The organism is Enterobacter sp. UPMP2061 (assembly GCF_053709615.1).
This window is the reverse complement of sequence record NZ_JBSKJP010000012.1, coordinates 24,083-41,998: the sequence shown is the minus strand read 5'-3', so window position 1 is coordinate 41,998 and position 17,916 is coordinate 24,083. Positions and strand designations below refer to the sequence as shown.

At 56.4% G+C, this 17,916-nt stretch carries 18 protein-coding genes; 4 read left to right on the top strand and 14 right to left on the bottom strand.

The features are described from left to right. The first annotated feature begins 10 nt into the window (after nt 1–10). Nucleotides 11–1,315, top strand: a complete 1,305-nt coding sequence (locus ACWKXX_RS18670) for an SLC13 family permease (RefSeq protein ID WP_261665892.1) — start codon at nt 11–13, stop codon at nt 1,313–1,315. A gap of 36 nt (nt 1,316–1,351) precedes the next feature. Here the strand turns inward: ACWKXX_RS18670 and tpiA are convergent, their stop codons facing one another. Continuing rightward, on the bottom strand, nt 1,352–2,119 hold the full coding sequence (gene tpiA / locus ACWKXX_RS18665) for a triose-phosphate isomerase (RefSeq protein WP_003862019.1): 768 nt from the start codon (nt 2,117–2,119) through the stop codon (nt 1,352–1,354). Between the two features lie 111 nt (nt 2,120–2,230). After that, nucleotides 2,231–2,827, bottom strand: coding sequence for a DUF1454 family protein (locus tag ACWKXX_RS18660; RefSeq protein ID WP_017383094.1), 597 nt, complete (start codon nt 2,825–2,827; stop codon nt 2,231–2,233). Between the two features lie 112 nt (nt 2,828–2,939). Here ACWKXX_RS18660 and ACWKXX_RS18655 point away from each other — a divergent pair, with 112 nt between their 5' ends. After that, nucleotides 2,940–3,359, top strand: a complete 420-nt coding sequence (locus ACWKXX_RS18655; RefSeq protein ID WP_261665893.1) for a DUF805 domain-containing protein — start codon at nt 2,940–2,942, stop codon at nt 3,357–3,359. Here ACWKXX_RS18655 and fpr read toward each other — a convergent pair whose 3' ends face one another. The 4 genes from fpr to ACWKXX_RS18635 form a co-directional block, all read right to left on the bottom strand. After that, on the bottom strand, nt 3,360–4,106 hold the full coding sequence (gene fpr / locus ACWKXX_RS18650; protein ID WP_261665895.1) for a ferredoxin--NADP(+) reductase: 747 nt from the start codon (nt 4,104–4,106) through the stop codon (nt 3,360–3,362). A 96-nt stretch (nt 4,107–4,202) separates the two neighbouring features. Continuing rightward, nucleotides 4,203–5,213, bottom strand: coding sequence for a class II fructose-bisphosphatase (gene glpX, locus ACWKXX_RS18645; protein WP_015569942.1), 1,011 nt, complete (start codon nt 5,211–5,213; stop codon nt 4,203–4,205). Nucleotides 5,214–5,335: 122 nt separating this feature from the next. Then, nucleotides 5,336–6,844: a glycerol kinase GlpK gene (gene glpK / locus ACWKXX_RS18640; RefSeq protein WP_261665896.1), complete on the bottom strand. Its 1,509-nt coding sequence runs from the start codon at nt 6,842–6,844 to the stop codon at nt 5,336–5,338. A 21-nt stretch (nt 6,845–6,865) separates the two neighbouring features. After that, the gene (locus ACWKXX_RS18635; RefSeq protein WP_015569943.1) at nt 6,866–7,711 is read right to left on the bottom strand and encodes an MIP/aquaporin family protein; all 846 of its coding nucleotides are present in this window, start codon (nt 7,709–7,711) and stop codon (nt 6,866–6,868) included. A 399-nt stretch (nt 7,712–8,110) separates the two neighbouring features. On the opposite strand from ACWKXX_RS18635, the gene zapB reads away from it, so the two are divergent. Next, the gene (gene zapB / locus ACWKXX_RS18630; protein WP_003862031.1) at nt 8,111–8,350 is read left to right on the top strand and encodes a septal ring assembly protein ZapB; all 240 of its coding nucleotides are present in this window, start codon (nt 8,111–8,113) and stop codon (nt 8,348–8,350) included. Nucleotides 8,351–8,937: 587 nt separating this feature from the next. On the opposite strand, the gene rraA is transcribed toward zapB, so the two are convergent. The 7 genes from rraA to priA all read right to left on the bottom strand — a co-directional run bounded on the left by rraA (nt 8,938) and on the right by priA (nt 16,872). After that, nucleotides 8,938–9,423 (bottom strand): ribonuclease E activity regulator RraA, encoded by a 486-nt coding sequence (rraA, locus tag ACWKXX_RS18625; protein ID WP_064489294.1) that lies wholly within the window; start codon nt 9,421–9,423, stop codon nt 8,938–8,940. A gap of 92 nt (nt 9,424–9,515) precedes the next feature. Continuing rightward, nucleotides 9,516–10,442 carry a 1,4-dihydroxy-2-naphthoate polyprenyltransferase gene (menA, locus tag ACWKXX_RS18620; RefSeq protein WP_261666490.1) on the bottom strand — a complete coding sequence of 309 codons (927 nt, stop codon included), beginning with the start codon at nt 10,440–10,442 and terminating at the stop codon, nt 9,516–9,518. A gap of 62 nt (nt 10,443–10,504) precedes the next feature. Next, entirely contained in the window at nt 10,505–11,836 is a 1,332-nt protein-coding gene (gene hslU / locus ACWKXX_RS18615; protein ID WP_015569947.1) for an HslU--HslV peptidase ATPase subunit, read from the bottom strand. 9 nt (nt 11,837–11,845) lie between these two features. Then, nucleotides 11,846–12,376: an ATP-dependent protease subunit HslV gene (hslV, locus tag ACWKXX_RS18610; protein WP_003862036.1), complete on the bottom strand. Its 531-nt coding sequence runs from the start codon at nt 12,374–12,376 to the stop codon at nt 11,846–11,848. A gap of 94 nt (nt 12,377–12,470) precedes the next feature. Then, nucleotides 12,471–13,439 (bottom strand): cell division protein FtsN, encoded by a 969-nt coding sequence (gene ftsN / locus ACWKXX_RS18605; RefSeq protein ID WP_017383099.1) that lies wholly within the window; start codon nt 13,437–13,439, stop codon nt 12,471–12,473. A gap of 92 nt (nt 13,440–13,531) precedes the next feature. Then, nucleotides 13,532–14,557, bottom strand: a complete 1,026-nt coding sequence (gene cytR, locus ACWKXX_RS18600) for a DNA-binding transcriptional regulator CytR (RefSeq protein WP_017383100.1) — start codon at nt 14,555–14,557, stop codon at nt 13,532–13,534. A 119-nt stretch (nt 14,558–14,676) separates the two neighbouring features. Continuing rightward, the gene (gene priA, locus ACWKXX_RS18595) at nt 14,677–16,872 is read right to left on the bottom strand and encodes a primosomal protein N' (RefSeq protein ID WP_261665897.1); all 2,196 of its coding nucleotides are present in this window, start codon (nt 16,870–16,872) and stop codon (nt 14,677–14,679) included. Between the two features lie 200 nt (nt 16,873–17,072). Between priA and rpmE the strand changes: the two genes are divergently transcribed. Further along, a complete protein-coding gene (rpmE, locus tag ACWKXX_RS18590) occupies nt 17,073–17,285 on the top strand; it encodes a 50S ribosomal protein L31 (RefSeq protein ID WP_003862040.1) in 213 nt (70 codons plus the stop codon). A 48-nt stretch (nt 17,286–17,333) separates the two neighbouring features. On the opposite strand, the gene metJ is transcribed toward rpmE, so the two are convergent. Next, a complete protein-coding gene (gene metJ, locus ACWKXX_RS18585) occupies nt 17,334–17,651 on the bottom strand; it encodes a met regulon transcriptional regulator MetJ (RefSeq protein ID WP_006179183.1) in 318 nt (105 codons plus the stop codon). Nucleotides 17,652–17,916 lie beyond the last annotated feature (265 nt).

Sequence of the window (17,916 nt, the reverse complement as noted above, 5' to 3'; positions counted from 1 at the left end):
GGAGACAGGTATGTCGCTCTGGTTAACGCATCCTCAGCTGCTTCCCTCGCTGATCGTCGGCGTCACCATCGTGCTGTGGGCGACGTCGCTGTTGCCGGAATTTATCACCGCGCTGCTGTTTTTCACGGCGGCGATGACCGCCAGAATCGCCCCGCCGGAAGTGATCTTCGGCGGCTTCGCCTCGTCTGCCTTCTGGCTGGTGTTCAGCGGCTTTGTGCTGGGCGTGGCGATTCGGAAAACCGGCCTGGCGGACAGGGCCGCCCGGGCGCTGTCGGCAAAGCTTACCGACTCCTGGGTGCTGATGGTGGCGAGCGTTGTGCTGCTGAGCTATGCCCTGGCATTCGTGATGCCGTCGAACATGGGACGTATTGCGCTGCTGATGCCGATTGTCGCCGCGATGGCGAAGCGGGCCGGCATTCCTGATGGCTCGCGGGCCTGGTTTGGCCTGGCGCTGGCGGTCGGGTTTGGCACCTTCCAGCTCTCGGCCACTATTTTGCCCGCCAACGTGCCCAACCTGGTGATGAGCGGCGCGGCGGAAGGCTCATACGGTATCCACCTCAACTATGTCCCGTATCTGCTGCTGCACACCCCGGTGCTGGGTATTCTCAAAGGCCTGATTCTGATTGGCCTGATCTGCTGGCTGTTCCCCGGCAACCCGAAACCGGCGAAGGATCTCACGCCATCGGAACCGATGGGGCGTGACGAAAAACGGCTCGCCTGGCTGCTGGCGGTGGTGTTGACGATGTGGGTGACGGAGAGCTGGCACGGCGTTGGGCCAGCATGGACGGGGCTGGCGGCCTCGGTCATCGTTATGCTGCCGCGCATCGGTTTTATCACCGGGGAAGAGTTCTCGGCGGGGGTGAATATGCGCACCTGTATTTACGTCGCGGGTATACTCGGGCTGGCCATTACGGTGACGCAGACCGGCATCGGTGCGGCCGTAGGCGAGGCGTTGCTCCATATCATGCCGCTGGATGCAGACCGCCCATTTACCAGCTTCCTGGCGCTGACGGGGATCACCACGGCGCTCAACTTCATTATGACCGCCAACGGCGTTCCTGCGCTGTACACCACGCTGGCGCAGAGCTTCTCGGACGCGACCGGCTTCCCGCTGCTGTCGGTGATCATGATTCAGGTGCTGGGGTATTCCACGCCGCTGCTGCCGTATCAGGCGTCGCCGATTGTAGTGGCGATGGGCTTAGGGAAAGTGCCTGCGAAGGCGGGGATGCTGCTTTGTCTGGCGCTGGCGATTGCGACGTATCTGGTGCTGCTGCCGCTGGATTATTTGTGGTTTAGCGTGTTAGGTCGTTTGTAGGGCGGGTTAGCGAAGCGCCACCCGCCACAAAGGCAATTACGCCTGCTTAGCCGCTTCTGCCGCTTTAACGATCACCGCGAAAGCGTCTGCTTTCAGGGATGCGCCGCCAACCAGTGCGCCATCGATGTCTGGCTGGGTGAACAGCTCAGCTGCGTTTGATGCGTTAACGGAACCGCCGTACTGGATGATGACCTGCTCAGCCACTTTCGCGTCTGCTTTTGCAATGTGGTCACGGATGAACTTGTGCACCGCCTGTGCCTGCGCTGGAGTTGCAGATTTGCCGGTACCGATCGCCCAGACTGGCTCGTAAGCGATAACCGCGCCTTCGAACGCTGCCGCGCCCTGGGTTTTCAGCACAGCGTCGATCTGACGTGCGCACACTTCTTCGGTTTTGCCTGCTTCGTTTTCTGCTTCGGTTTCACCGATGCACAGAACCGGGATCAGACCCTGCTCTTTCAGCACAGCGAATTTCTTCGCGATGAACTCATCAGATTCTTTGTGGTAGGTGCGACGCTCAGAGTGGCCGATGATGATGTATTTCGCGCCGATATCTTTCAGCATTTCAGCGGAGGTTTCACCGGTGAACGCGCCAGACAGGTTAACGTCAACGTTCTGCGCGCCCAGAATGATGTGGCTGCCGTCAGCGGCACGTTTAGCCAGATCCAGGTACATATCCGGCGGAGCGATAGCAACCGCGCAGCCGGTCACGCCAGCCAGCTCTTTACGCAGGTTAGCAACCAGTTCGTTTACCATGTGGCGGCTGCCGTTCAGTTTCCAGTTACCCATCACTAAAGGATGTCGCATTTCAATTCTCCACGCTCAATAAGCGAATTAAGGAATATGGCCGCCCTGTCGGGCAGCATGGTCTGTGAATCAGTATAGAGATTTTCCCTCGAAAGGCTTTGCTTTTTGTCATTAATTCGCCCCCTCGAGTGCGTCTGATAGGGCCAGCTTAATCGGTTCAACCGCGAAGGTCAGCCCCTTTTCGCCGTTATCTGCGACGACATAGCGAACGGCACCTTCCGTATCGGCGTAATAGCGTTTGTTTTTCCCGGCGGTAAGCAGTTTTTGCAGCTTTTGCTGGCTTTGTGCTTTCGTGAAGGTGGGGGTAAAGGCGCGCAGAATAGCGCTCATGTACTCCAGCGCTTTCGCTTTCGCCGCTTTCTGCTCTGGCCCCTGAATCGGCAGCCAGGTGATCTGCATACTTTTGATTTTTAACGTTCCGCGCTCAAGGGCGGTAGAGGCATACAGATTCTCGTTAATTTTGCTGGCCGCGCGGGTCAGGGTCGGCGTATCGCGGGCGCTGTCAATCGCACGGAACTCTCCCAGCGGAAGTGAGGGGTTTTCTTTGTTGAAGGCTTCGCGGAACTGGCTGATAGATTGATCGAAAGAGGGGGCGCCCGCCAGAAGATAGGGGGCGGTGACCGGGGAAGCCGTTTCCGCGGCATACAGGGAAAAACTGGCGCTCAGCATCGCTAAACACAAATAAAGAGAGTGTGCCGAACTTTTCATCAACATTGCCCCTGGCCGTCATTGCCCATGATTAAAACGATATCTGGTCGGCTTGTCAAAAGGTCACAACTCCAGGGTAAAATGCGGGCTAAACAATAATAAGGAACCTTACATGACCATACAGCAGTGGCTGTTTTCATTCAAAGGGCGTATTGGACGCCGTGACTTCTGGATCTGGATTGCAACGTGGGTTGTCGCCATGCTGCTTCTGTTTTTTGTTGCCTACAACGCATGGCTGAGCACGCAAACGGCGGCATTTACGCTGGTCTGTTTACTGTGGCCAACCGCCGCCGTAGTGGTGAAACGTCTGCACGATCGTGGCCGCTCCGGCGCATGGGCTTTCCTGATTATTCTGGCGTGGATGCTGGTGGCGGGGAACTGGTCAATGCTGCCCTCAATCCTCCCATGGGTGGTGGGCAGACTGCTGCCGACGGTTATCTTTGTAATGATGGTTGTCGAACTGGGCGCGTTTATCGGCACCCAGAGCGAGAACAAATATGGAAAAGATACCCTTGAGGTGAAGTACCGCTGATCACCAGTAGTGTTCGGCGGTCATGTGGCCCGGCCGGCGGCGAAGGTGCTTCGTCATCTGCCGGGTATCCTTCAGCAACTGCTGCGTATCGCGTACCATCTGCGGGTTACCGCACAGCATCACATGGCTGGTTTCGGTATTCATCGCTAAACCCACCGCTTCTTCCAGCGCGCCGCTTTCAATCAACGCCGGAACGCGACCGGTTAACGAGCCGGCTGCGGTTTCGCGGCTGACCACCGTCTGAATTTTTAACTTCCCGCCATATCGCTGTTCCAGCGCCTGCATCTGCGGCAAATAGCTCAGGTCTGCGGCGTAGCGCGCGGCGTGAACCAGCACGATATTTTTAAAGCGCTCCAGATCTTTGCCGTATTGCAGAATGGAAAGATACGGGCCAATGGCCGTGCCGGTCGCCAGCATCCAGAGCGTGTCACAGTCGGGAATTTCATCCAGCACGAAGAACCCCGCCGCGTCGGAGACAATCTGCACTTCATCGCCCGGCTTCAGCGCGGCGAGGCGTGGGCTGAGCTTACCGTCCGGGACGGTGACCAGATAGAACTCAAGGTCCGGGTTATCAGGCGCATTAACGTAAGAGTAGGCGCGCTGTACGCGTTCACCGTCGATATCCAGCCCGAGCTTGGCAAACTGCCCGGCAGTAAACGGATGAACGGGAGCGTGCAGCGTGAGGCTAAATAGCGCATCGGTCCAGAACTGTACCTTTGTGACTTTACCTGTTACCCAGTCCGCCATGATCTTCTCCTGTGCTGTTTCTCTCTTCTATCTTCCGTACTTGCGGGAAACATTTCCAGCCCATTCGGGCCGGAAAGCTCTATCGATCAAACGGTTTTACAGAATGTGCGTCTGTACGTCCGGATCTTTACGATCGAGATAATGAATGGACTTAATGCGACGAATGGTGCGGGATTTACCACGGATCAGCAGGGTTTCAGTGGTGGCCATGTTGCCCTTGCGGGTGATGCCGTCCAGCAGATCGCCTTTGGTGATGCCGGTTGCGGAGAAGACCACGTTATCGCTGCGGGCCATCTCGTTCAGCGCGAGCACTTTATTGGCCTCGATGCCCATCGCCGCGCAGCGCGCCAGTTCGTCTGCACCAATGCGAAGGTTCTCGTCGCTGTCGCCTTTGACCTCATGGCGTGGCAGCAAACGCGCCTGCATATCGCCGTCCAGCGCGCGGATCACTGCCGCAGAGACCACACCCTCCGGCGCGCCGCCGATGCCGTAAAGCACGTCGACTTCGCTGTCAGGCATGCAGGTCAGAATAGAGGCGGCAACGTCGCCATCCGGAATAGCAAACACGCGTACGCCGAGCGCTTGCAGGTACGCGATGGTGGCGTCGTGGCGCGGTTTCGCCAGAATGGTCACGGTGAGTTCGCTGAGCGCTTTACCCAGCGCCGCAGCGATATTGCGCAGGTTGGCGTCCAGCGGCAGGCTAAGGTCGATAGCGCCTTTAGCGCCAGGACCGACGATCAGTTTTTCCATATACATATCGGGGGCGTTGAGGAAGCAGCCCTTATCGCCCACCGCCAGTACCGCCAGCGCGTTGGCCTGGCCCATCGCCGTCATGCGCGTGCCTTCAATCGGGTCGACCGCGATATCCACCGCATCGCCTTTGCCCGTCCCGACTTTTTCACCTATATAGAGCATCGGCGCTTCGTCGATTTCGCCTTCGCCAATGACGATAGTGCCATCGATATTGACCTGATTAAGCACAATGCGCATGGCGTGGACGGCAGCGCCGTCTGCGGTATTTTTGTCGCCACGGCCCAGCCACTTGTAGCCTGCGAGGGCGGCAGCTTCGGTGACGCGGGAAAACTCGATAGCAAGTTCACGTTTCATGAGGTACTCGTACAATCAAAAGGAATTGCACGAAGTTTATCACAGAGTGGGGAGGGGCGAGGGGACCGGTGCGGTCGGAGCCCCTCACCCTAACCCTCTCCCAGGGGAGAGGGAATATAGGTTTACTCGTCGTGCTCTTCCCACGCCAGGGCACGTTTCACCGCTTTCTTCCAGCCGCTGTAGCGGTAGTTGCGCTCGGTGGTTTCGATGCCAGGACGGAATTCGCGTTCGATAACCGCTTTTTCCTGAAGCTCGTCGAGGTTTTGCCAGAAGCCAACCGCCAGACCTGCCAGATACGCCGCGCCCAGCGCCGTCACTTCTCGCACCTCAGGACGTTCAACGCGGGTGCCCAGAATGTCGGACTGGAACTGCATCAGGAAGTTGTTCGCGACCGCACCGCCGTCCACGCGCAGGGCGTGCAGACGAATGCCGGAGTCAGCCTGCATCGCTTCCAGCACGTCGCGCGTCTGGTAGGCGATGGATTCCAGCGTCGCGCGAATGATGTGGTTTGAGTTCACGCCGCGCGTCAGGCCGAAAATCGCGCCGCGGGCATACGGGTCCCAGTACGGTGCGCCCAGACCGGTGAACGCTGGCACCACGTACACGCCGTTGGTGTCTTTCACTTTGGTCGCGAAGTATTCGGAGTCAAACGCATCGCTGATCAGCTTCATCTCGTCGCGCAGCCACTGAATGGAGGCACCCGCCATGAATACCGCGCCTTCCAGGGCATAGTTCACTTCGCCGCGCGGGCCGCAGGCGATGGTGGTCAGCAGACCGTTTTCTGATTTCACCGCTTTCTCGCCGGTGTTCATCAGCATAAAACAACCGGTGCCGTAGGTGTTCTTCGCCATCCCTTCCTTGACGCACAGCTGGCCGAACAGGGCCGCCTGCTGGTCACCGGCGATACCGGCGATAGGAATACGGGTGCCACCTTTACCGCCAATGTTGGTCTGGCCGTATACTTCAGAAGACTTACGGACTTCAGGCAGCATCGCGCGCGGAATGTCCAGCGCGTCCAGCATCTTGTCATCCCACTCAAGGGTGTTGATGTTGAACAGCATGGTGCGCGAGGCGTTGGTGTAGTCGGTAACGTGAACGCGTCCCTGAGTCATCTTCCAGATAAGCCAGGTATCGACGGTGCCGAACAGTAGCTCGCCACGTCGTGCGCGCTCGCGTGAACCTTCCACGTGGTCGAGGATCCACTTCACTTTGGTGCCGGAGAAATAGGGGTCAACCACCAGGCCGGTGGCGCTGCGCACGTACTCTTCCATTCCTTCGCGCTTCAACTGTTCGCAGATCTCTGACGTACGACGGCACTGCCAGACAATGGCGTTGTAGATGGGCTTACCGGTTTCGCGCTCCCAGACCACAGTCGTTTCACGCTGGTTGGTGATACCGATAGCGGCAATCTGGTCAGAACTGATGTCGGCTTTCGCCAGCACTTCCACCATCGTGGAGCTTTGCGACGCCCAGATCTCCATCGGGTCGTGTTCTACCCAGCCTGGACGCGGGTAAATTTGCTCAAATTCGCGTTGAGACACGCTGACAATGTTCGCGTCATGATCCATTACGACAGCGCGGGAGCTGGTGGTGCCCTGGTCGAGCGCAACGATATATTTTTTTTCGGTCATGGTATGTGTCCCGTAGTCAGATTACAGCGAAGCTTTTTGTTGTGTGGTGGAAGCCGTCTCTTTCTCCTCTTCCACACAAGTGTCGCACGGTAAGTGGCGACCAATTAATTTGCGATAGCCGAATGCGCCCAGCGCCGCCCCTACGATTGGCCCGAACAGCGGAACCAGGAAGTAAGGAATGTCTTTGCCGCCCGTGAAGGCGACATCGCCCCATCCCGCAAAGAAGGCGAAGGTTTTTGGACCCAGGTCACGCGCCGGATTCATCGCAAAGCCGGTCAGCGGACCCATGGATGCGCCAATTACCGCAATCAGAAGGCCAATCAAAAGTGGCGCCAGCGGTCCGCGCGGAATGCCGTTTCCATCGTCGCCCAGCGCCATGATGACGCCCATCAGAATAGCGGTAATCACCATCTCAACCGCGAACGCCTGCACAAAATTGATATGCGGATTCGGATACGTTGAGAAAATGCCTGCCAGATCCAGACTTTCGACACTGCCACGCACCATATGATGCGTCTGTTCGAAGTCGATGAAAAGATTGTAATAAAGCCCGTAAACTAACGCCGCTGCGCAAAAGGCGCCGGCAAATTGCGAAATGATAAAAGGAACAACTTTGCGTCCGTCAAAACACGCGAATAGCCACAACGCGATGGTCACCGCCGGGTTAAGATGTGCACCGGAAACCCCTGCGGTCAGGTAGATGGCCATCGCCACGCCCAGACCCCAGATAATACTGATTTCCCACTGACCAAAACTGGCACCCGCCACTTTCAGTGCTGCGACACAGCCTACTCCGAAGAATATCAACAACCCGGTACCCAGGAACTCGGCAATACACTGGCCTTTTAAGGTTGATGTCTGACTCATAATCGGAATCCTGCAAAAGAGTAATGTTTATTGTTTGCGTGACCGCCCGTGACAGTCACGATGCCCTGTAGACATAGTGTTAATTTATCGTTAACGAGCACAAACGAGAAATATCGAAATCCAAATGTGTGGTCTGCGTCAATAAAATGAGCGTTTTCGCGCCATAAAGCGCGTTTTTGCATCAGACAATGATTATGGGCTGAATCATTTCTTTAACTTATGGGTTAACAACTTAGGGGTATATGCGGCGAACGCACCAGGACGAGGCCGAAAAGTGTTGCAAACCGCGATCTGCGTGGCATGCCGCTGGACAGGGGCGACGGCGCTCCATACAATCGGAACATATGTTGTGCGCGTTTACGTTAAAGCGTCGCCTTGCAATTCAGGAGAGGTAGGATCATGTCTTTAGAAGTGTTTGAGAAACTGGAATCGAAAGTACAGCAGGCGATTGACACCATCACGCTGCTGCAAATGGAAATTGAAGAGCTGAAAGAAAAGAACAACTCCCTGTCACAGGAAGTTCAGAATGCTCAGCACAGCCGTGAAGAACTGGAGCGCGAAAACAACCAGCTGCGCGAACAGCAGAACGGCTGGCAGGAACGCTTGCAGGCGCTGCTGGGACGTATGGAAGAAGTTTGATTTCCTTAGGGAATGCATTGAACAGGCCGGGTAAGGCGAAGCCGCCACCCGGCTTTTTTATGGTTTCCGCTAACCGATATCAAACCATAAAAAAGGCCGCCCTGGGCGGCCTTAACGCTACTTGTCCTGCGCTGTCGTAGCAAAAGCAACAAACCCAACAGGTTCATCGCTCTTTACCACGAGTACGCTGGCGACAATGAACGCGATACATAAATAGCGTTTCATTATGCGGTCCCTGCTGCTTACCGCTCCACCGTTCACCACCGGTGATAAGTCGGTGGACACAAGCCTTGATGTTAGCCTGCTTTACGGTAGTGAATACACCTTTCCCTGGACCGATGCCCATTTGCGAGATGGCGGAAAGGGACGCGGTATCATAATGAGCATCAACCAGGTAGTTAAGGTATTCACAGACAATTAGGATTTTATAAAGGTTAGGAAGGGTTGCCCAAGGTTTGGGCGAGAGTATGATGAAGTTCCTTGGTGTTAGTCTGTAAGACGTCCCAACGGACCGCGAATCCCGAGGGACAAAAAAAACCGCCACATTGCTGTTGGCGGTTTTTTTATGCATCTCGCTTACCGATTAACTACTCAATATCCAGCGCATCCTCAGAAAGGATAATGCCGGTATTGTCAGCATAAAGGTGGTCGCCCGAGAAGAAGGTCACGCCGCCGAAGTTAACGCGCACGTCGCTTTCGCCGATGCCGTCGCCCGCTGCGCCTACCGGTATGGCCGCGATGGCCTGAATACCGATATCCAGGTCTTCGAGATCTTCCACCTGGCGCACGGAGCCGTAGACCACAATCCCTTCCCACTCGTTTTGCACCGCAAGGCGGGCGAGGTCCGCATCGATCAGTGCACGGCGCACGGAACCGCCACCATCCACCAGCAGGACGCGACCACGACCGTTCTCTTCGAGCAGATCGTACAGCAACCCGTTGTCCTCGAAACATTTCACCGTGATGATTTGTCCGCCAAACGACGACCGTCCACCAAAGTTGGAGAACAGGGGTTCAACGACGTTGACATCTTCCTGGTAGATGTCACAAAGCTCGGAGGTATCGTATTTCATAGGTTTAACGCTCTGTTGCTGCGAATGTGTTCAGTATATCGTGCGAAATGCGTTGTTGGCAAAATCATCAATTGTTAATTGATATTTGTCAGCTAACTCAGCGTCTGGCTTAAGACAATCCCGATGACGAACAGCAGGTTAGTCAACAGCGCGCCTTTTACCGTACGTTCCAGCATCGGTGGCATGGCGGCCGTGCTGAGTTCACGCATAACGTAGCGGGCCTGCTTAATCAGCAGCGGTGCGGCGAGCACAAACAGCCAGCCCCAGAGGCTGTGCAGCGAAATCAGATTGAACAGCGCCAGGCAGACCAGCGCGCCGATGAGCAGGCAGGCGTGATAGCGGCGTGCATTCACCGGACCCAGACGCACGGCCAGCGTGTTTTTACCGTTCTCGCGGTCGCTATCGATGTCGCGCAGATTATTGATATTCAGCACCGCCGTCGCCAGCAGACCACAGGCGGTCGCCGGCAGGAACAGGGCAGGGATCACCGTGTGCGCCTGTAAGTACCAGCTTCCCATCACGCTCAGCCAGCCGAAGAACACCAGCACGGAGATGTCGCCCAGACCAATATACCCGTAAGGACGCGTCCCGACGGTATAGGTAATGGCTGCAATAATGGCGAGCAAGCCCAGCACCAGGAAGCCAATGAAATCACTGGTGGTTTTCGAGGCGACCGTCACCAGCGCCAGCCCGGACAGGCAAATCAACACCACGGTGATAATCAGCGCCCGCTTCATCTGTGCCTGGGTAATCACCCCTTTTTGCATGCCGCGCAGCGGCCCGATGCGGTCAGGCTTGTCGCTGCCTTTTACCGCATCGCCGTAATCATTGGCGAGATTAGAGAGGATTTGCAGCAGCCCGGCGGTGACAAGCGCCAGACCTGCTACCAGCGGATCGAAATGACCCTGCCACCAGGCAAGCGTGGTACCGACGATAATGGCGGCAAAAGCCAGAGGAAGCGTTTTAGGACGCAGACTTTCGAGCCACGCCTGTGTACGGCTGATATCAGTCATAGTTATTTAGCCAATAAAAATGGGGGCCATAGCCCCCATCAACAGTGATGAAAATGCATTGAACGCGATTATAGAATAAAACGGCTCAGATCTTCATCTGCCACTAACGCATCCAGGTGTTTGCCCACATAGTCTGCGTCAATGGTAATGCTTTGACCGTTAAGGTCGCTCGCATCATAAGAGATGTCTTCCATCAGGCGTTCCAGCACGGTGTGCAGACGACGCGCACCGATGTTCTCGGTGGTTTCGTTGACCTGCCACGCGGCCTGGGCGATGCGCTTGATACCGTCATCGGTAAATTCAATGTTCACGCCTTCGGTCGCCATCAGCGCTTTATACTGTACGGTCACAGAAGCGTTTGGCTCAGTCAGGATACGTTCGAAATCTTCGGTGGTCAGCGCCTGCAACTCGACGCGGATTGGCAGACGTCCCTGAAGTTCCGGGATCAGGTCAGACGGGCTGGCAATCTGGAACGCACCGGAGGCGATAAACAGAATGTGGTCAGTTTTAACCATGCCGTGCTTGGTGGAGACGGTGCAACCTTCCACCAGCGGCAGCAGGTCGCGCTGAACGCCTTCGCGTGAGACATCCGGGCCGGACGCGTTGCCGCGCTTACAGATCTTGTCGATTTCGTCGATAAACACGATACCGTGCTGCTCAACCGCGTCGATAGCATCCTGTTTCAGCTCTTCCGGGTTAACCAGCTTCGCGGCTTCTTCTTCAATCAGCAGCTTCATCGCGTCTTTGATTTTCAGCTTACGCGCTTTCTGCTTCTGCCCGCCCAGGTTCTGGAACATGGACTGCAACTGGCTGGTCATCTCTTCCATGCCCGGAGGTGCCATAATTTCCACGCCCATTGGCGCGGCAGCGAGATCGATCTCAATCTCTTTGTCGTCCAGCTCGCCTTCGCGCAGTTTTTTGCGGAATGCCTGACGCGCAGCAGAAGGTTCAGGCTGCTGTTCAGCCTGTCCCCAGTTGTTTTTTGCCGGTGGGATCAGCACGTCGAGAATACGCTCTTCGGCCATCTCTTCGGCGCGATAGCGGTTTTTCTCAATTGCCTGGACACGCACCATCTTAATCGCCGAGTCGGTCAGGTCGCGGATGATGGAGTCCACTTCTTTACCCACATAGCCCACTTCGGTGAACTTGGTGGCTTCAACTTTGATGAACGGCGCGTTAGCCAGTTTGGCCAGACGACGGGCGATTTCGGTTTTACCCACACCGGTCGGGCCGATCATCAGAATATTTTTTGGCGTCACTTCGTGGCGAAGCTCTTCGTCGAGCTGCATGCGACGCCAGCGGTTACGCAGTGCGATAGCCACGGAGCGCTTGGCGTCGTCCTGGCCGATAATGTGTTTGTTCAGTTCGCTGACAATTTCGCGTGGGGTCATTTCAGACATGGGCGATCCTTACGCTTTAGACGGTAATTCTTCGATGGTGTGATTGTGGTTGGTATAGATGCAGATATCACCTGCAATATCCAACGCTTTCACCGCGATATCGCGCGCGTTCATGTCGGTATTTTCCAACAGCGCACGGGCTGCGGCCTGGGCGTACGGGCCGCCAGAGCCGATGGCAATCAGGTCGTTTTCAGGCTGAACCACGTCGCCGTTACCGGTGATGATCAGCGAGGCGTTTTCGTCAGCCACGGCCAGCAGCGCTTCGAGCTTGCGCAGCATGCGGTCGGTACGCCAGTCTTTTGCCAGCTCAACGGCGGCTTTCACCAGATGACCCTGATGCATTTCCAGTTTGCGTTCAAACAGTTCAAACAGCGTGAAGGCATCAGCCGTGCCGCCTGCGAAACCGGCGATCACTTTGTCGTTATAAAGACGACGTACTTTCTTCACGTTGCCTTTCATGACGGTATTACCCAGCGTGGCCTGGCCATCACCGGCAATTACCACCTGGCCGTTACGGCGTACACTTACTATTGTTGTCACGAGCAGACCCCCTGGTTACAGATTCGGGAAACAGAAGCCCTGAGCCTGTGCTCAGGGCTGAATTAAATGATAGATGGGGGGGATTTTGGGGGTTTCAACCCCCGGAGGCGAGTCGAATGCAGTTTGTGTGGCCAGCCACTTTCAAACGGGAAATGGTGCCGTCTGCGTTTTCTTTGCCTTTGACCGGTCCAATCACTACGCGATTCCAGCCGTTGTTGGTGGTAATGCGTGAGTCAAATCCTTCAAATGCCAGCTGAGCACGCACCGTTTCTGCCTGTTCGGCGCCTTTAAACGAACCGCACTGAACCATCCAGCGGCGTTCATCTTTTTTCTCAGCCGTCTGCTTCGGTGCCTCGGTCTCTTTGGTAACCGGCGCAGCCTGCTGCGTTTTTGGCTGTTGCGCAGTGGTATGCGCAGGCGTCTGCAACAGATCCTGATACGGCTGTGCCGTTTGCTTCTGCGGCTGCGCCTTCGGTTGCTGCTGGACAGGCTGAGTTTGTACGGTACGCGTCTGCTGCTGCGGTTGTGTACGCGGCTGCTGTACCGGCTGCGTCTGCGTCCACTGCTGCTGTTGCGTTTGCTGCTGAGCCTGACGCTGGCGCTGCAACGTTTGCTGACGCTGCGCCGGGGTTTGTTCGTTCCACGGTACTTCGTTCAGCTGCGTAGGCTGCTGGCGCATGTCCGCCTGCATCTGAGCGAGCAATTGACGCTGTTCGTCCGTCAGCTGATCGGCATTCTTTACTTCACCCCCGGCAGAAGGCTCGGTAGGCGCACGTACGCCAGGCTGGCGGCTTTCCAGCTCTTTAATGTAGCGCCAGCGCTCTTCAGGCTTCGGCGGCAGGCCGTTGCCGACGACCTTATTACCCTGAAGGGCTTCAGACTCTTCTTTTTTATGATGCGTAATGAAGTAGAGGCCGCCAATAAAGGCCACCAGCACAGCCGCAGCAATGGCGACCATAGCTGGGGAGACAGCAGACAGGCTGCGTTGCTTGCTTTTTGAACTACTCTTTTTGCGTCGCGAAGGTGCCGGCTGGCCGCGACGTACATAATCTCGTTGTGCCACTATCGTTTCGCTGTATTTATTCGTTCGTCAGCCCGCCATGTTACTTAAGCGACGGGGCTTTGACCAGATAAGGGTGTCGAAAGGTATTTACTTTAAGTTAATGCCTGGGTAGAGCCGCGCACAATCAGCTCACAATCCAGTAGTCGTGACCCACTGCTAACTGATTGACCGTGCAGCTGATCCAGCAAAAGCAGCATCGCTTCACGGCCGATGTCATACCGCGGCTGTGCAACGGTCGAAAGCGGCGGATCGCAGAACTCCGAAAGTGAAATATTATCAAAACCGATTATCGACAGGTCCTGCGGCACGCGCAGGCCGTGACGTTTGGCGTAGGATAACGCCCCCAGCGCCATCACGTCGCTGTGGCAGAAGACCGCGGTGGGCGGTTCTGGCAAGGCCAGCAATTTTTCCAGCGCCTGCCCGCCCGCTTCAAAGGTGAAATCACCGCGCGCAATGTAGTGCGGATCGACGATAGCCCCGGTACGGCGCAGCGCCTGAACGTAGCCCTGCAAGCGGTAATGACACAGCGGCATCTCTTCTGGTCCGGCGATACAGCCGATACGCTTATGCCCCAGTTCCTGAAGATAGTTCACGGCGTTGAATGCGGCGGTGAGGTTATCGATATGAACGGTTGGCAGCTCCAGCTCCGGCGCGAATTCGTTCGCCATGACCATCGGCGGTAAATTGCGCTGTTCTTCAATGCTGGCATCAAACGGCAGGCGTGAGCCAAGCAGCAGCATGCCATCAATCTGCTTGGTGATGATCAGGTCGATGAACGTTTTTTCCTGCTGGTTCTGGTGAGCACAATCGCCAATCAGCACCAGATAGCCCTGGGCGGCGGCCGTGACCTCAATGCCGCGGATGATTTCGCTGAAGAAGGGATCGCAGATATCCGGCACGATCACCAGGATGGTGCGGGATTCGTTGCGTTTAACGTTGCGCCCCATGGCTTGCGGGAAATAACCGACCTCAAGCGCCGCCTTTTCAACCCGGTTTCGGGTCGCCTGGGAGACTTTGTCAGGGTTCATCAATGCGCGGGACACGGTTGCTGTTGAGACTTGTGCTTTCTCGGCAACGTCTTTCATGGTCGCCGAGGCAACCTCTTTCCTGGACTTCAACGTCTTCTCCTCGCCTGAACACCGAACTGCGGACAGCACCATTTTTACAGATAGTTAATGGAATCGGTTACAGAATTTTCATAAAAAGTGTGAGGCGCATTAAATTTTTCGATCCGTCTTCAGCCTTCAATCGGATCGACGTCAAGAACCCACTTCACTTTTCGCGCTTCCGGTAGGGTATTGATCAGCGCCAGCGTGCCGCTGACGATCTGCTGTAAACGGATACGCGAGGGGTGCTGAAGTAAGAGTTGCCAGCGGAAACGGCCCCCGCGTTTCGGGACGAGCGCGGGTACCGGGCCTAAAATCCACAGCTGATTATCCACCAGCGGGCTGGCTTGCAGGAGGTTTCTCAGCTGTTGCAGGAACAGCGGAGCCTGCTGGTTATTATGATCTTCCGCACGGATGATAACGTGGCTGGTCCATGGGGGAAGCTGCATCGTCTGACGTTCGGCCAGCGCCTGGTCCGCGAAGGCGTCATAGCCTTTGTGCAGCAGAGTTTGCAGCAGCGGATGTTCAGGGTGGTGCGTTTGCAGCACCACCTCGCCCTGCTTACCCGCTCGACCAGCGCGACCGGCAACCTGGGTATAAAGCTGGGCGAAACGCTCGGCGGAGCGAAAATCCGCGGAGAACAGCGCGCCGTCGACGTCCAGCAGGGCGACCAGCGTCACGTCCGGGAAGTGGTGCCCTTTCGCCAGCATCTGAGTACCAATCAGGATGCGCGCGCCGCCGCGATGCACTTCCGCCAGCTGCTGCTCCAGCGCCCCTTTACGGCTGGTGGTATCCCTGTCGATACGGGAGATGGGTACGTCCGGGAAGAAGGGCGCGAGCGCCTGTTCAAGCTGTTCCGTTCCCAGACCGACCGGCACGATGTGCGTTGAGCCGCAGGACGGGCATTGACGGGGGACCGGACGCTGGCTGTCGCAGTGGTGGCAGCGTAAATGGCGCTGAGCCTGGTGGAAGGTGTAGTAGTGATCGCAGCGCGGGCACTCCGCGATCCAGCCGCAGTCGTGGCACAGCAGCGCAGGCGCGAAGCCGCGGCGGTTCAGGAACAGGATCACCTGGTTGCCCGCCTGCAAATGCTGGCGCATGCGGCTAATCAGCGCAGGCGCTAACCCGGCCTGCACCTGCTGGCCTTTCAAATCCAGCACATGCTGAATGGCCGGGCGGGCATTCCCCGCACGGCGCGTCAGGCGCAGCATGTGGTATTTACGCTGGCGAACGTTGTGCAGCGTTTCAAGCGCAGGGGTGGCGGACCCGAGAATAATGGGGATTTGCTCGCTGTGGGCGCGGTACACGGCTAAGTCGCGGGCGTGATAGCGCCAGCCTTCCTGCTGTTTATAGGAGCTGTCATGCTCTTCATCGATTACGATAACGCCGAGATTTTTAAAGGGCGTAAACAGCGATGAACGGGTGCCGATCACAATTGCTGCTTCGCCGTTTTTCGCTTTCAGCCAGGCGCTGAGGCGCTCGCTGTCGTTCAGGCCGGAGTGCAGGACCTCAACGGGCGCATTAAAGCGTTCACGAAAACGCGCGATGGTTTGCGGCGTCAGGCCGATTTCCGGCACCATCACCAGCGCCTGTTTGCCCTGCGCGAGCACGTTTTCCAGCACGCTCAGATACACTTCGGTTTTACCGGATCCGGTGACGCCCGCCAGCAGCCAGGCGGAAAAATGGTCGGCGGCGCTGTGAATCGCGCCCACGGCGGTGGCCTGCTCGGTATTCAGACGCAGGCGATCGCCCGAGACGGAAAAGCCGTCGCGCCAGTCGTGAAGGGCAGGTGCTTCACTGGCCAGCTCGCTCAACCCTTTCTTCCTTAATGCCTGCAACGCGGTTTCGCTTACCTCAAGCTCGTCGACCTGATGGCGCCAGATTTTTCCCTGGCGCAGCGCGGCCAGCGCCTGCTGCTGTTTCTGCGAGCGCTTCAGGCTGTTAATGTCCACAGCCTGGCCCTGCTCGGTGGCAAACCAGTACCACATTGGCGCGTGGCTGGCGCTCTTGCCCTGGCGCAGCATAATGGGCAGGGCATGGAACAGCACGTCGCCAATCGGATGATGATAATAATCTGCCGCCCACAGCAGCAGCCGCCAGGTGCTGGTGGAGTAAACCGGCTCGCTGTCCAGCACCTCAACAACCGATTTCAGCTCGTTAAGCGGCAGTTCGCTGTGTTCGCTGACGGACACCACGATCCCCACGCGCTGCTGTTTGCCAAACGGCACGGTCACGCGACAGCCCGCTTTGGCGCTCATGCTGTCGGGCAGCAGGTAGTCAAAGGTGCGGGGAAGCGGAACGGGCAGGGCAACGTGAGCGACGGGCATCGAATCTTCCTGACTTGAAAAGTGGCGCGTTAGTATACACATTAGTGAAAGCGGCGTGCGGATCAGTTTGCATACGTTGGTCAAATTCTGTATGATTCGCCGCCTTTGGTGTATTTTACGCCAAAGAACTTACATTCAACATCGCGTGGTGTCTGGCGTTAGGGCTGGAAGAGCGACGCGGCCTTAACTGAGGTTCTCCCATGAAAAAAGATATTCACCCGAAATACGAAATGATTACTGCAAACTGCTCTTGCGGTAACTCTATCCAGATCCGCTCTACCGTGGGTCACGATCTGAACCTGGACGTGTGCGGCAAATGCCACCCGTTCTACACTGGTAAGCAGCGTGATGTTGCAACTGGTGGCCGTGTTGACCGCTTCAACAAGCGTTTCAGCATCCCGGGCGCTAAATAAGTTTCCCGAAAAAAAGGCACCGCAAGGTGCCTTTTTTGTATCCGCTTATCAGTATTCCCACGTATCCGGGTCGATACCCAGTTCACGCATGATCACCTTCGCCTCTTCTGGAATTTCGTCACTGCGCTCTTTGCGCAGATCGTCATCGTTCGGCAACGGTTGGCCGGTAAACGCATGCAGGAACGCTTCGCACAGCAGTTCGCTGTTGGTGGCGTGACGCAGGTTGTTCACCTGACGACGCGTACGTTCATCGGTGAGGATCTTCAACACCTTCAGAGGAATGGACACCGTGATTTTCTTGACTTGCTCACTCTTCTTACCGTGCTCAGCGTATGGGCTGATATATTCGCCGCTCCATTCAGCCATGAGATACCTTTAATCCTCTCAGTCATTAATCTAAAGGTGCAAAACCGGTAACCATCAGTTTTGAACCGTAATCTTGCGTAGTTTACCGTAGAGACGATACCGAGGCACGGATATTGCCGCTGTAGCGTGTCCTAAAGCATATAATTTTAACGGCTATTTGCACATTGCTCAATCTATACGCAAAGAAGTTTAGATGTCCAGATGTATTGACGTCCATACTTTCAATGTTTACTCTGGTGCCTGACTTTTCACCTCATTCGCCAGG

Coding starts and splice junctions, on each gene's coding strand:
- ACWKXX_RS18670 (WP_261665892.1), top strand. CDS start 11: ATGTCGCTCTGGTTAACGCATCCTCAGCTGCTTCCCTCGCTGATCGTC.
- tpiA (WP_003862019.1), bottom strand. CDS start 2,119: ATGCGACATCCTTTAGTGATGGGTAACTGGAAACTGAACGGCAGCCGC.
- ACWKXX_RS18660 (WP_017383094.1), bottom strand. CDS start 2,827: ATGAAAAGTTCGGCACACTCTCTTTATTTGTGTTTAGCGATGCTGAGC.
- ACWKXX_RS18655 (WP_261665893.1), top strand. CDS start 2,940: ATGACCATACAGCAGTGGCTGTTTTCATTCAAAGGGCGTATTGGACGC.
- fpr (WP_261665895.1), bottom strand. CDS start 4,106: ATGGCGGACTGGGTAACAGGTAAAGTCACAAAGGTACAGTTCTGGACC.
- glpX (WP_015569942.1), bottom strand. CDS start 5,213: ATGAAACGTGAACTTGCTATCGAGTTTTCCCGCGTCACCGAAGCTGCC.
- glpK (WP_261665896.1), bottom strand. CDS start 6,844: ATGACCGAAAAAAAATATATCGTTGCGCTCGACCAGGGCACCACCAGC.
- ACWKXX_RS18635 (WP_015569943.1), bottom strand. CDS start 7,711: ATGAGTCAGACATCAACCTTAAAAGGCCAGTGTATTGCCGAGTTCCTG.
- zapB (WP_003862031.1), top strand. CDS start 8,111: ATGTCTTTAGAAGTGTTTGAGAAACTGGAATCGAAAGTACAGCAGGCG.
- rraA (WP_064489294.1), bottom strand. CDS start 9,423: ATGAAATACGATACCTCCGAGCTTTGTGACATCTACCAGGAAGATGTC.
- hslU (WP_015569947.1), bottom strand. CDS start 11,836: ATGTCTGAAATGACCCCACGCGAAATTGTCAGCGAACTGAACAAACAC.
- priA (WP_261665897.1), bottom strand. CDS start 16,872: ATGCCCGTCGCTCACGTTGCCCTGCCCGTTCCGCTTCCCCGCACCTTT.
- rpmE (WP_003862040.1), top strand. CDS start 17,073: ATGAAAAAAGATATTCACCCGAAATACGAAATGATTACTGCAAACTGC.
- metJ (WP_006179183.1), bottom strand. CDS start 17,651: ATGGCTGAATGGAGCGGCGAATATATCAGCCCATACGCTGAGCACGGT.